This window comes from Bradyrhizobium sp. (genome assembly GCF_022844465.1).
Taxonomy (GTDB): Bacteria; Pseudomonadota; Alphaproteobacteria; order Rhizobiales; family Xanthobacteraceae; genus Bradyrhizobium.
This window is the reverse complement of the sequence record NZ_JALHLP010000003.1, coordinates 158,969-171,658: the sequence shown is the minus strand read 5'-3', so window position 1 is coordinate 171,658 and position 12,690 is coordinate 158,969. Positions and strand designations below refer to the sequence as shown.

At 61.2% G+C, this 12,690-nt stretch carries 16 protein-coding genes and 1 pseudogene; 15 read left to right on the top strand and 2 right to left on the bottom strand.

Features of this window, described 5'->3' with window-relative positions:
- Positions 1-37 precede the first annotated feature (37 nt).
- Complete coding sequence (locus Q0D31_RS08940) at positions 38-202, top strand: hypothetical protein (RefSeq protein WP_291848633.1); 165 nt, start codon at positions 38-40, stop codon at positions 200-202.
- Between the two features lie 396 nt (positions 203-598).
- Positions 599-1,900 carry a glycoside hydrolase family 3 N-terminal domain-containing protein gene (locus Q0D31_RS08935; RefSeq protein ID WP_291848630.1) on the top strand — a complete coding sequence of 434 codons (1,302 nt, stop codon included), beginning with the start codon at positions 599-601 and terminating at the stop codon, positions 1,898-1,900.
- A gap of 67 nt (positions 1,901-1,967) precedes the next feature.
- On the opposite strand, the gene Q0D31_RS08930 is transcribed toward Q0D31_RS08935, so the two are convergent.
- Positions 1,968-2,243, bottom strand: a complete 276-nt coding sequence (locus tag Q0D31_RS08930) for a hypothetical protein (protein ID WP_291848627.1) — start codon at positions 2,241-2,243, stop codon at positions 1,968-1,970.
- Positions 2,244-2,381: 138 nt separating this feature from the next.
- Positions 2,382-3,023 carry a S24 family peptidase gene (locus Q0D31_RS08925; RefSeq protein WP_291848624.1) on the bottom strand — a complete coding sequence of 214 codons (642 nt, stop codon included), beginning with the start codon at positions 3,021-3,023 and terminating at the stop codon, positions 2,382-2,384.
- A gap of 131 nt (positions 3,024-3,154) precedes the next feature.
- On the opposite strand from Q0D31_RS08925, the gene Q0D31_RS08920 reads away from it, so the two are divergent.
- The 13 genes and pseudogenes from Q0D31_RS08920 to Q0D31_RS08860 all read left to right on the top strand — a co-directional run bounded on the left by Q0D31_RS08920 (position 3,155) and on the right by Q0D31_RS08860 (position 12,684).
- Positions 3,155-3,688, top strand: a complete 534-nt coding sequence (locus Q0D31_RS08920) for a GcrA family cell cycle regulator (RefSeq protein ID WP_291848621.1) — start codon at positions 3,155-3,157, stop codon at positions 3,686-3,688.
- Between the two features lie 47 nt (positions 3,689-3,735).
- Positions 3,736-4,323, top strand: coding sequence for a DUF6456 domain-containing protein (locus Q0D31_RS08915; protein WP_291848618.1), 588 nt, complete (start codon positions 3,736-3,738; stop codon positions 4,321-4,323).
- Positions 4,324-4,525: 202 nt separating this feature from the next.
- On the top strand, positions 4,526-5,788 hold the full coding sequence (locus Q0D31_RS08910; RefSeq protein WP_291848615.1) for a CoA transferase: 1,263 nt from the start codon (positions 4,526-4,528) through the stop codon (positions 5,786-5,788).
- A 115-nt stretch (positions 5,789-5,903) separates the two neighbouring features.
- On the top strand, positions 5,904-7,037 hold the full coding sequence (locus Q0D31_RS08905) for an alpha-hydroxy acid oxidase (RefSeq protein WP_291848612.1): 1,134 nt from the start codon (positions 5,904-5,906) through the stop codon (positions 7,035-7,037).
- Between the two features lie 126 nt (positions 7,038-7,163).
- Positions 7,164-7,514, top strand: a complete 351-nt coding sequence (locus Q0D31_RS08900) for a phasin (RefSeq protein WP_291848609.1) — start codon at positions 7,164-7,166, stop codon at positions 7,512-7,514.
- Between the two features lie 117 nt (positions 7,515-7,631).
- Positions 7,632-7,859 (top strand): hypothetical protein, encoded by a 228-nt coding sequence (locus Q0D31_RS08895; protein ID WP_291848605.1) that lies wholly within the window; start codon positions 7,632-7,634, stop codon positions 7,857-7,859.
- A gap of 361 nt (positions 7,860-8,220) precedes the next feature.
- On the top strand, positions 8,221-8,478 hold the full coding sequence (locus Q0D31_RS08890; protein ID WP_291848602.1) for a hypothetical protein: 258 nt from the start codon (positions 8,221-8,223) through the stop codon (positions 8,476-8,478).
- A gap of 95 nt (positions 8,479-8,573) precedes the next feature.
- Positions 8,574-8,996: a hypothetical protein gene (locus Q0D31_RS08885; protein ID WP_291848599.1), complete on the top strand. Its 423-nt coding sequence runs from the start codon at positions 8,574-8,576 to the stop codon at positions 8,994-8,996.
- 140 nt (positions 8,997-9,136) lie between these two features.
- Entirely contained in the window at positions 9,137-9,787 is a 651-nt protein-coding gene (locus Q0D31_RS08880; protein ID WP_291848596.1) for a hypothetical protein, read from the top strand.
- Between the two features lie 24 nt (positions 9,788-9,811).
- The gene (locus Q0D31_RS08875; RefSeq protein ID WP_291848594.1) at positions 9,812-10,252 is read left to right on the top strand and encodes a hypothetical protein; all 441 of its coding nucleotides are present in this window, start codon (positions 9,812-9,814) and stop codon (positions 10,250-10,252) included.
- 151 nt (positions 10,253-10,403) lie between these two features.
- Positions 10,404-10,715, top strand: a pseudogene (locus Q0D31_RS08870) (phage terminase large subunit); the annotation flags it as partial.
- 115 nt (positions 10,716-10,830) lie between these two features.
- Positions 10,831-11,259 (top strand): GNAT family N-acetyltransferase, encoded by a 429-nt coding sequence (locus tag Q0D31_RS08865; RefSeq protein WP_291848592.1) that lies wholly within the window; start codon positions 10,831-10,833, stop codon positions 11,257-11,259.
- Positions 11,260-11,457: 198 nt separating this feature from the next.
- Positions 11,458-12,684 carry an acyl-CoA dehydrogenase family protein gene (locus Q0D31_RS08860; RefSeq protein ID WP_291848589.1) on the top strand — a complete coding sequence of 409 codons (1,227 nt, stop codon included), beginning with the start codon at positions 11,458-11,460 and terminating at the stop codon, positions 12,682-12,684.
- Positions 12,685-12,690 lie beyond the last annotated feature (6 nt).

Genomic DNA, 12,690 nt, shown 5'->3' with positions numbered 1-12,690 from the left:
CGGAGGAGGCGCCAGTTCCGCAATCCCCACGCGCGTCATGAAGCCATTTCCTCCCGATGCTGTTTTACAAGCCAATCCCGACGCCGCACAAGGTCTGGATCGTGTCTGGGGGCTGCGCAACCATGGCCGATTGGCGAGCAACGATCCGCAGGCGATGGCCACGGCAAATATCGCGGCCGTTATTCCAATCGGTTGTCCGTAGAACAGCCAGTCTGCGAGCGCCGCCAGCGCGAGAGCAGTCGCTGGCTTGATCGGAAAAGTGGTTCTCTCGGCGGCGCCTGCACCCGGCGTTGGGGTAGTTAAATCGGTTATTGTCACGCTACCTGCCTGGAGTGGGAAGTTGTCAACCAGCGCCGAGGAGTGCCGGCTTAGCCGCCAACTGTCATTGGCGCGCCGAGTGGGAATGGGTATCCGATGTCTGCCATCGGTTTACACGGCGGACTATCCGGCAACCTCGTGCAGTTGCCGGAAATGCCGCCTGCATTAGTTCAGGATTTTTCTGCAGTTTCCGTGCAGTCGCGCTTCTGCGCTCGCCGGCGCGTGGCGAGTTTGATACGGGGACAATCTCAATCGTTCCTGCCAGAGCCCCGTTCAACCCATGAATGTCTTCAGACGTATCGGCCTTATCCTGGTCTGGCTCGCCGGGTCGGCGTTGCTGTTCGCGGCGGCCAACAAGAACGATCCTTACCTGATCTTGCTGCGGGGTCCTGGCAACCTGGCGCTCGCCGCGGCGAGTGTCATGGGTGCGGCTGTCTTGATTCGCCGCGGGTACTGGAAGCGAGGGGGCGCGGCGCGGTTGCTCATTGTGCTGTGGTGCCTGCCGTCACTATCGATGCTCGCAGCACATGCGTCGTTTGAGTGGCGCAAGAAAAACGTTCTGCAGACCGAGGTTGCGCAGGCCCACAGCCTTGGGCGGCACTTCGTCGTCGGATACTCGTCGTTTTCTGAAGTGGCTGTTCTCGCCGAGAAGGGGTTGATTTCGGGCGTCTATGTTACGAGGCGCAATATCGCGGGAACGTCAGCGGAGCGGCTGAGAGACGAAATCTCGGCGCTTCAAGCCAGACGGCGCGCCGCCGGCCTATCGCCCCTTATCGTTGCTGCTGACCAGGAAGGCGGCATTGTCTCGCATCTGGCGCCGCCCCTGACCACGTTGCCGGCGCTATCGGCGCTGGCGGGTCTTGCACCGGAAGATCGTTCGGAAAAAGCGGAGGCGTTTGGACGTCTCCACGGGCATGAGCTGGCGGCGCTCGGCGTCAACCTCAATCTGGCGCCGGTGCTGGATCTGCGCCCCGAACCGACCCGCAACCGGTTCGATTTCAATACGCTGATCGGCCACCGCGCGATATCCGGCGATCCCGACACCGTGGCCGGGATTGCGCTCAGCTATATAAAGGGCCTGGAAGGCGCGGGCCTCGGCGCTGCCGTAAAGCACTTTCCCGGGCTCGGCCGCGTTCGTTCCGATACCCACCATTTCAGCGCTGATCTCGTTACCCCGGTAGAGCAACTTGAAGCTTTCGACTGGATACCGTTCAGAAGTGTGCTGGCCGGATCGAAGGCGCACCTGATGGTCGGACATGTGACGCTGGCGGCCATCGACCCGGACCGTCCGGCATCGCATTCCCGCCGCGTCGTTGACGGCATCATCCGCAAGAGATGGAACTATCAGGGCGTCGTCATGACCGACGATCTGGTGATGGGCGCGATCTATCAGCGCGATGTCTGTACGGCAGTCGTCGAGGCACTTAATGCCGGGGTCGATCTGTTGCTGGTCGCCTTTGATGGAGCGCAGTTCTATCGAATCTTCGCTTGCGCGGCGGCAGCAGCCACCGAGGGAAGGCTCAATCCGGCAATGCTGCGCGACAGCGCGATGCGCCTGAAGGGCGCGCTTCCGGTGGACTGATCGTTCAATGCTCGGGCTCTCCGCGTCGATGGAGTTCGCGATTCGAGCTGCTGGTGATCGGCCGCGATCAGGCCCTCTCATGCTTGCGGAGGTCGCGGACGTGATCAAGGTGGCTGTCCTGCAGGCCCGCGCCTGACGTCCCGAGTTCGGGCAGCGCGGCCTCGTTAAGAATCTCTTCAGTGATATCTTGAACCGAGCAATCGGCGACTTCATGGATGAAGCTGATATTGCTGTACTCGCCCGACGCGATCCGGGAGACGACCTCGCGCCTGGTGATTTCCGGATCGACGATGGCCTCGCGACCGCGGCGGCCGTAATCGATCATCACGACAAAATACTGCATGCTGGCAATGGCACCCTTGTCCTGATACCGCAAACCATGGCTGAGTATTTCTGAAAATCAGAAAATTGTCAAGTCTTCAATTTGGAAGAAGAGAAACGCCGCGCCGCGACTCGAATCAGACGTCGCGGCGATGGCGGTTCATTGCCGGTCAGGAGGGCGTCCGCCCGGCGGCTTTGCCGCCTTGCGGGACCGGGCAGAAGCCTTGTTGCGGAGCCGCTCAATCTGTCCTCTTGGCAGGGTGACGCAAATCTCGCCAATCCACTCCAGCTTGACGCCGCTGATCGGCTTGGCGTTGAAGCTGGTAAGGTTCACCGAGGTTGGGGATTTTCCACGCTCGATCGTCTTCAGATAGCGCTCGCCGGTCTTGAGGCGAACGGCGGCTTCCTCGCCATAGAAGCTCGAGAGCGGATGCCGCTGTTCGCGATAGACCACGATCACGTCGCCATTCTCGTATTTTGGCAGCATCGAATCGCCGGCGACTTCGAAAGCAATGGTCTCCTCGGCAATCGGGAACGGCAACTCGACCTCGCCAAGGCCCTCCGGCGGAACCTGCTCGTGTTCCGGCTCGATCGAGGCGCCTGCGCCGACGCGACCCATGATCGGCACCGAGTTCAGTTCGAGATACTCGATAATCGGCGCTATCTCCGATGCCTTGATGAGGCGTATCCCGGACAGGATTTCGGAAACCGCACCGGGGCGCACGCCCATCGCCGCGGCCAACCCGCCCTTGGTCTTGCCTGGCTTCTCCAGGCCGCGTTCGATCAACCCGATGTCCAGCATGGTTCAAACCCTTTCGAATCGCACCACCATAGCAATTCCGAATATCCGAAATCAAGCTTGACTTTTAATTCGGAATATCAGAAATTATGAACCGGCGTCGGGCAGCGCGTTCAGGACAGCAAGGACAGATCATGGAACCGACGAACTGGGCGCCCGAGCATTCGGACGCCCTGCGGGAGCACCTCGCCAAAGGCCTGTCGTTTGCAAAGGCCGCCGAAGCGATCAATTCACAATTCAAGACCGCCTATACGCGCAACGCCGCGCTTGGTCGCGCGAAGCGCATGGGGCTGCTGGGACAAGACCGTGTGGCGCTGCCGCTGGCCGTCCTATCCTCGAAGCCGCAGGTGCCTGGCGAGGCTCGTCAGGCCGAGCCCCGGTGGCCTGCGTTTCACTGGCCGACGCCAGTGTTCGAGCGGACCAAGCCCAGGAAGTTGCGCTGTGCCGCAGTCGAGCCGCGTCACCTGGCGTTGACCGAGCTGGAGCAAGGGGATTGCCGCTATCCCTACGGCGGCGATGGAGAGGGTGAGGCCATCACCTTCTGCGGCCGTCCGCGCCGCGCCGGATCAAGTTACTGCTCCCCGCATTTTAATCTGAGCCGCAACCCGGTCATCCCGGAGAACGGCGCTGCGGTCGATGCCTGGTTGCAGTTCCTCGTGACGGCTTGAAATCCCGTCACCGCATTCATATCCGATTTTCCAGGGAGTCATTGCACATGCCCAGAGCCAGACGCAAGAAGCCACATGACCCCGCGAGGGCGCACGACCGCCGATCCCGCGACTTGCTGCGCAATGCCGAGGTCGCCGCCGTCGAGGTTGACAATCCGCTGGCGCTCGAGCCGGGCGAGAAGATCGTCGCGCTGCGTTCGATCCGGAACGATCCGCTCGGCCGCCTGCACTCGCATCGCCAGATCGACGAAGCGCAGTATCAGGCCGGACGGGCGTTTCAGAGCGATTGGGAAAAGGCCGAGCGTGGCCCGCGCGCCGTCGATCCGACGCGAGAATATGTCGATGGCGGGCAACCGCGCGAGCCGATCACCGAGGGCCAGCGCAAGGCCGTGCTTCGACTGAACCGTGCCGAACGCGAACTGGGCGCCGATGGCTCGGCGCTGGTGCATGATGTCCTGGTCCATGGCCTGACCATGGAGCAGGTCGGATTGCGCCGGGGGCTGCGTACCCAGCGATGGAACGACTATTTCTCGAGGCGATTGCGGGAATGTCTGGACCGCCTGGCGCTGCTCTATGGGTTTGCGACGGAACATCCGATTTCGGTCAAAACCCCGCCCGGCCAGTCTCAGACGTAACCGGTTCGCAACGTCTGGAGCACGGCACAGGCGATCGCAAGCTTGCCGCCGCATCCAGGTCGAGGCATGTCACTGGCAAGTCCTGCCCTGCAAAATCGGGGTTTGGCGTTATCCGCCTGCATCCGGTAAAAGGCGTCACGTTCGCCTGGAGCGGCCAAGTCATGGATTTCGTCAGGCGAAATAGCGGGGGGAAATGCCGGATATGACTGCCAGGCCGCTATTGCCGGAACGAACGCCGCGCGCACAGGGCGAGCCGACTGCTCTTGATGGTCTGCTGGTCATCGACTTCACCCGCGTCGTCGCCGGCCCGGCATGCACGCAGACGCTAGCCGATTTCGGCGCTGAGGTCATCAAGATCGAGAATCCCGATGGTGGCGACGACACCCGCCACTACGAGCATGCCGAAATCGGCGGCGAGAGCGCCGCCTTCCTCAGTCTCAATCGCAACAAGCGCGGCATCGTGCTCGATTTCAACAATGCCGCGGCGCTGGAGGTTGCGCGCGAACTGATCGCAAAGGCCGACGTCGTCGTGGAGAATTTCTCCGGCGGCGTGATGAAGAAGTTCGGTCTGGATTATGCCTCTGTCGCGCCAACCAATCCGCGCCTGATCTATTGCTCGATCTCGGCCTACGGCCGCAAGGGAGAGTTCGCGCTTCGTCCGGGGTTCGACCCGATCACGCAAGCCGAAAGCGGCTTCATGTCGCTCAATGGCTTTGCGGACGGTGAGCCGGTGCGCACGGGTCCGCCTATTGTCGACTTGGCGACGGGCATGTCGGCCTGCAACGCGATCCTGCTGGCGCTGATCGCGCGCGATCGCCTCGGCCGCGGCCAGCAGGTCGAGGTGGCGCTGATCGACACCGCCGTGGCGATGACGGGTTTCTATGGCATGGCATATCTGATCAGCGGCGAAAACCCCGGCCGCTTTGGAAACTCGCCGAACGGATCGCCGACCGTCGGGGTTTATCGGGCGTCCGACGGGCCGCTTTACATGGCCTGTGCCAACGACCGGCTCTACCGTCGACTGGTGACGGAGGTGCTCGAGCGGCCGGACCTTGTCACTGATCCCGAATTTGCGCACCGGAAAGCGCGCACGGCCAACAGGGAAAAGCTGCGCGCCATCATCGCTAGCGTCTTTGCCGGCAACACTCTCGAATACTGGATGGCAAAGATGAAGAAAGCCAACATCCCGGTCGGCTATCTGCGCACCGTTGAGCAGGGCTTCAACGCCCCTGAGGTGCGCGGCCGCGACCGCCTTAGCCGGATATCGCATCCGACGGCGGGCACCGTGCCCAACATCGAAACGCCGCTTCAAATGAGCCTGACGCCGGCGATCTACCCGGTCGCGGCGCCGCTGCTGGGGGAGCACACCGAGCAGGTGTTGCGAAAGACCCTCGGATATGACGACCGGCGTATTGGAGCCTTGGCCGGGGCAGGAGCTTTCGGGACGACGGGGAATTCCGGCTGAGCGGCGATCAGATAGCCTATCCTCCAGAAACAGATTTGTATTTCTTGGCGCGTGGAACCGGTTTCCACCTGGCTCCAAAACGCTTTAATGTCGGTCAAAATGGGAGAGAAAAACTATGAATGACGGGACCCCGATCCGGCCGGCGAGGAATGTCGAGCTTGGCGCCAGCGGCGAGGAATTCCAGAACCTCCACGAACTGGTGCGCAAGGCCCGCGCGCGGCTGAACCAGAACGCCTGGGACTACATAGTCGGCGCCGCGGAAACCGAAACCACGATGCGCCGCAACCGGATGGCGCTCGACGAGATCGCGTTCCGGCCGCGGGTGCTGCGCAATGTCGCCAAGGTCGACGCCTCCGCCGAGGTGTTCGGGCGCCGCTTGCGCCTGCCGGTGTTTATCGCACCGGTGGGGGCTCTGGAGATTTTCGATCCCGATTCGGGGGCGGCAGTCGCTAGCGGGGCCGGGCAGTTCGGCGCGGCCCATATGCTCAGTTCGGTGTCCGAGCCAGGGCTGGAGGCGACCGCCAAGGCCGCGCCGGACGCACTGCGCTTCTATCAGCTCTATGTCCGCGGCGACGACGCCTTTGTCGAAGACGCCGTCAGCCGCACGATTGACAACGGCTATGCCGCGTTCTGCCTGACCGTCGACACCGCGCATTACAGCCGGCGCGAACGCGACATCGCCAAACGGTATGTCCGGGAAAGCCGCATCCGCGCCACCGGCGGCGATTTCCAGAAGGGGCTCGAATGGCGCACGGTGAAGCTGATCAAGGACAAGTACAAGGTCCCACTGGTTATCAAAGGCATCGCCACCGCGGAAGACGCCGCCATCGCGCTCGACCACGGCGTTGACTGGATCTATGTCTCCAACCATGGCGGACGGCAACTCGATCACGGCCGCGGAGCGATGCACGTGCTGCCGGAAATCGTCGAGGCTGTCGGCGGCCGCGCCAAGATCATGGTTGACGGCTCGTTCTGCCGTGGCACCGATATCGTCAAGGCGATCGCCTCCGGCGCCGATCTGGTCGGGATCGGGCGCCTGCAATGCTGGGCGCTCGCCGCCGCGGGACAGGCCGGCATCGTGCGGATGCTGGAGCTGCTCGAAGACGAGGTGATCCGTTGCCTGGGGTTGCTGGGCGTCACCAGCCTGAGCGAACTGAACAAGACCTGCCTGCACCCGACGACGCCGACCAATCCGCCGAGCGTGTTCAGCGCCTTTCCGCTCCTTGATATCGAGCCCTACCGTTATTGAGAATACAAGGCGGAAAACCGAACCGCCTTGCCACACAGACGCCGCCATTTCAAACGTCAATATAGCGCAGGACCCAGCCGGAAATTGTGCTAACCTGCCGACGACGACATTGGAGAGGGCGATCATATGGAACCGAAACTCGAAGTCCCGGCCGAACTGCGCGAACTGGCCGAGAAGACAATCGACCAGGCGGAGAAGGCGTTCGGCATGTTCTTCGACGCCGCGGGCAAATCCATGACGTCAATGCCTGGCGCGGGCACGGATATATCCAGGCAGGCGCTGACCTTCACCGAACAGAACATGAAGGCCGCGTTCGAGCACGCGCGCAAGCTGGTTCATGCGACCGACCTGCAGGAGGCGATGCGGATCCAGTCGGAGTTCCTGCGCAGCCAGTTCACCAATGCGGGCGAACATATGCGGCAGATCACCGGCGAGGTCATGTCTGCGGCAAAGGACGCGAGCAAAGGCAAGTTCTGAAGCGGATCAGCGCCGCCTCACGCGCGCTGGGCATAGCGGAGCCCAGTTCAGCTTTTGATGTCGTCAACCCGATCATTCCGGCGCTTGACGCGTCGGGCAAATCAGATGCATATTGGCATGGTCGCCGATGTCGTAGAGCCCGCGCCGGAAACGGCGGCGGGCTTTTCCTTTAACGGAACAACCGGTCGAGGCGGTTTCAATCTGCCTGAACCGCTCAATCGGATTTCAACGGCTTGCGGACCGCTCGAAAACGATTTGACTCGTCGGGCAAATCACTGGCATAATTCCATCATCGCGAAACCCGCACGGAGAAATCCGCTGCGGGTTTTTCTTTTGGATTCCTGAATCGGACGGCGGCCGCCCATCGCGACGTCGCACCTCCCTACGCCCATCGCCTGGGCGTCGCGGGCGCGCCGTCGTCCGAGCCTTCAATTCCACACAGCATTGGCCGGCGCGCGCGAACGCGCCGGCTTGCGGCGCGGTTCGTCACCGCCGCAAGCGGCCCCGACGGGATAAGGTTCGCGCCCCAAATGGTCGCATGGCGATCATGCCGCAGATTTGTTTTATACGGAGAAGCGCCGATGACCGCCTATCTGATATCGCTCGCGCTTGTCGGCCTTGTGGTCGTCGTGGTCACGGAGGAACTCTCGTGAGCGCCGCGCTCATTCAGTTCATCCCGCGCACCCCGCACGGCAGAGAGTCTTAGGTGGCCAGGACCCTCGTCGAAATCAGGTCTTTGGCGCGGGGGCACACGCGGACCGCGATCCGCGTTCTCGTCGGCATCATGCGAAGCAAGGACGCGACCCCCGCCGCGCGCGTATCGGCCGCCAACGCCATTCTCGACCGCGGCTGGGGCAAGGCCACGCAGCCGAAGGAAAGCAGCGGCGACGGTGTGATCGAAATCATCCACCGGATCGAGCGGGTGATCGTACATCCGGACAGGCCGGACGGCGGCAATGTTTGAACCGCGGCGTCGAGCCTCGCGTGACGCGATGGATTGACGAAAGGAACTTTGCGATCTATCGACCTTGGCCCACCCAGGTGAAGAGAGAAGCTGTAGTGAGACGATTCGCCCGAAGTTCAGTCACCGCAGTCCTCGCACTCCTTGTCGGTACTTTCTTATCGAAGAGCCCCGCTGTCGCTGACGGCTATCGTCTCGACTTTGGCGCCGAGACAGACCGGGGAAGGGACGCCGGCACGATCGAATGTCAACTCGACCAAGCATGTGACGGCAAACTGGAATCGCTGGGGTTGACAGTCCGCGTCGAGGTCGCCCGCGGCAAATCCCTCTATGCTCGCGTGAAGCTGGATGGCGACAATCCGGATTGCTGTTATTTCGCGGGCCCCACCAGTTCGATATTCGTCGTTGCCGACAAGCCGTTGAACCAAGTGCCGCTGTTCAAGGGGATGGGAGCCAGGGGTGGCTTGTTCATCGAGAACCAGCGCGTAGGCGCGCTTTACCTGAGGTTCGAATTTCGCTGAGCTCGTATCGACCTTTTTCGATTGATGCCCTCTGCACGAAATATCCTGAGATCTCGACAATAACTCCGGGAAATATGCGCGAAATCCTCCCATGCGATTGACAGGATGGGTGCGTCGCCGAGCAACCGGCAAAGGCACCCATGTCAGCCATCGAAGCGGTTTCGCGTCCCGGAAATCCGGTCGCTTTCGACAGGGTGTTACTCGCGGTTCTTTCGATGCTTCTATTGGCCCATGCGGGCCTTTACTATGTTTGCCTGCGCTTCAACCTTCCTTTTGCTTTTGCGCTCGCCTGGTCGACGTCTGACCTGGTTCTTGGTCTCGGGCTCCCGGAAAGCATCGCCTCGGCAGTCATCGAGAATTTCTTCATGCTCATTGTTGGGCAGGCTTATGCGCTAATACTGACCATTCGTTTCGTCGAGATCGGGACCTGGAAGTCGCCAAGCTTGCTCGCGTGCGTGGTTCTGCTGGTTCTGTACCATTTTGGGGGAGCGCACGCGCTGGACTATTGCTTCGATCAAGTCCGGTTTCAGTTGAACCGATCCGCCTACCTCGCGATGGCCCGGGAGGGTGACGGCTGGCCTGATTCGGCGATTGTAAATTGGGGAGAGAGCGGCTTCCTCGATACATCAATCCAATACTATCTGGTGATGGATCGTACCGGCGCTTTGGCGCGCGGCGAAATCAAGCCAGAGGAATTCGGCTGGAAGAGCGAACACATGAAGTGCGGCGGCTTGCAGAACAGACTATCGAGCGATTTTTATTCGATCACCGTATGGTGCGTGGGAACTTGATATGGCGCAGGAGTGTCAACTATGATGAACGCTCTGCTGCAGCAAGGAGTGGGTAAGCTAAGCGTCGCAGCGCTGATGTTCTTGCTGTACCTAGCTCATGGGTCAGGGGCGCGCGGAGATTCTAGTTCCTGTACCGAGAAAGTATCCGCCTATGTCGCCGAATTGGATCAACTGCTATCAAGAGAAAAAAACTGGATTACTCCGTATGATGAGCTGAAAGCCCGACACACTCCATTTCTGGATTGCGATGTTGATGCCCTGTTGGAAGAAGTCGTTAAATCGCGCTTCATTCAGCCGATCACCTACCTCCCTCGTTCGAAGAGGTTCTTGATTCGCTTTTCCACCGCAGATGTCAATGTCGATTTCGCATTTGACGTAAAGACTCGTAGATCCAGCTATCATGCCGCCGGGTTTGCGAGAAAGCAGCCAGCGGATGGTCTCACGCATCCAAGTAGCAAGAATTAGACGAGCAGGATCTTTACCGCGGTTCTCTTTCCTGGCGCACCTCGACACCACCGTTACGTGACTGCGGATCGCGCCGTGGCGATATCCAGCGCTCCCCGGCGTGTCCACCGGCGCAATCCGCGCATGCTCCACCATCGAACAGGTTGCGCCATTGTCGATCCTGAAAATTCCGACGGCAGGGGTGTTCGAGCCGCTGCTGCAGCCGGCGAGATACAAGGGGATTTATGGCGGGCGCGGCTCCGGCAAATCGCATTTCTTCGGCGAGATGCTGGTCGAGACCTGCCAGGCCGAGCGCGGCACGTGCGCGGTCTGCATTCGCGAGGCGCAGCGGACGCTGGCGCAATCGAGCAAACGGCTGATCGAAAGCAAGATCGCCGCGCTTGGCGTCGGCAGCGGCTTCAAGCTCTACAGCGACAAGATCGAGACGCCGGGCGACGGCATCGTCATCTTCCGCGGCATGCAGGTCGTTACCGGATTTGTCGGAGCTGTGTGGCTTGGTGTCAAGGCGACGCTCGGCAAATGATGCTTTGTCTGCGGTACGCCGGCCTCATGCGGCGAATCGAACTGAGGTGCAGCCGATGTATCGAATTCGCGAGATTGACGGCGATAACGAAGAGATCGCCGAAACGCTTTCCGAACTTCATCGGATGACTTTTCTTCAAGCGGCTTCGATACCGCACTTCGATGAAGGGCACTGGTGGCTCGCTTCCTGCGAGAGCGAGCCAGTGGCCTTTGCCGGCGTTGTTCCCTCGGCCTTCATCAGCAACGCCGGCTATTTTTCTAGAGTTGGGGTGTTGAGGGCACATTGGGGTAACCGTCTTCAACTGCGCCTGATGCGGGCCATGGAAGCACGGGTGCGGCGCAACGGGTGGTGCTCTATCGTGTCCGACACCACCGAGAACCTGTCATCGGCCAACAACTTTATCCGCGCCGGCTACCGGCTGTTTGAGCCGGAGCGCCGCTGGGCCTGGTCGAATTCGCTTTATTGGCGCAAAGCGATCGGCTAGCGGCGGGACCGCTTTCGGAGCCCGGAATGCACGATTTGCCCGGTGGCCCGTTGGCCGCCGGGCCTTTTTTTGTATCCGGGGGTGCTCGGCACCAGCCCATGCCAGCCCCGCGCCTTGAACATTGGTGCTCCGGCGATAGACTGCTAAAGCCCAATCACGTCATGGGCGAAGGCGACCGGACGAGCGAGGACGATGCCAATGGCAGGGGAAGGCGGCAGGCCGGATGCGGGCTTACCCGCGGGGCCGGATACGGAAAGTTATGTCGCCCTGATCGCGCGCGCCATGGCGCTGGTCCCAGGCTTGCGCGATCGCGCCGCAAGGACCGAGGAACTCCGGCGCTTACCGCCGGAGACCGAGCGAGACTTGCACGACGCTGGCTTGTTTCGAATCGTGCAGCCCAGACGCGTCGGAGGGGGCGAACTGGACTATGTGGCGCTGGTCGACTGCGCCGATGCGCTGGCGCAGGCGGACGCTTCTGTAGCGTGGAATTTCGCCAATCTCGCCAGCCATCACTGGATGCTCGGCATGTTCGCCCCACAGGCGCAGGAGGCGGTCTGGGGCAAGGACGCGAACGCGCTGATCGCGTCTTCTTTCATCTTTCCAGCCGGTCGTGCCAGGAAGGTGGACGGCGGATATCGGCTGAGCGGCCATTGGCCGTTCTCATCGGGCGTGGAGTCCTGCGACTGGAACATGCTTGCCAGCGTCGTCTCTTCGGACGATGAGGCAGACGGCATCGAGTATCGAATATTTCTGCTCAGCCGCAACGCCTACAAGATCAACGACACTTGGAACGCTACCGGGTTGTGTGGCACGGGATCCAACGATGTCAGGGTCGATGACAGCTTTGTCACTGACGAAATGACTGTCGCGGTGAGCGATCTCGCAGGCGGACCCACGCCGGGAAGTAGGGTCAATCCAAACGCGCTTTATGCGCTCCCGGTATTTTCGCTGTTTCCCTACGTTTTGTCTGGTGTCGCTCTCGGCAACGCGCAGGCCTGTCTGAACGATTATGTCGAGTTCGCGCGGCATCGGGCCTCGACATACAACCGTGCCAAGGTCAGTGACCTGCAGACGACTCAAATCAAGATAGCGGAAGCATCTGCCAAGATTGATGCAGCCCGCCTGATCATGCGCACCAATTGCATCGATACGATGGCCGACGTCAGGCGTGGTAACATTCCCGATTTGACATCCAAGACCCGGCTGCGGAGGGATGGCGCCTTTGCGGTAAACCTTTGCACCGAGGCGGTTTCGCTATTGTTCGCCGCAAGTGGAGCGCGCAGCCTGTTCACCTCCGGGGCTCTGCAACGGCAATTCCGCGACGCACATGCGGTGAATTCGCATCTCGCATTCAATTTCGATGCGGCAGGAACCAATTATGGACGGGTGGCGCTCGGTCTACCGTCTGAAAATCTGACGCTTTGAGGCAGC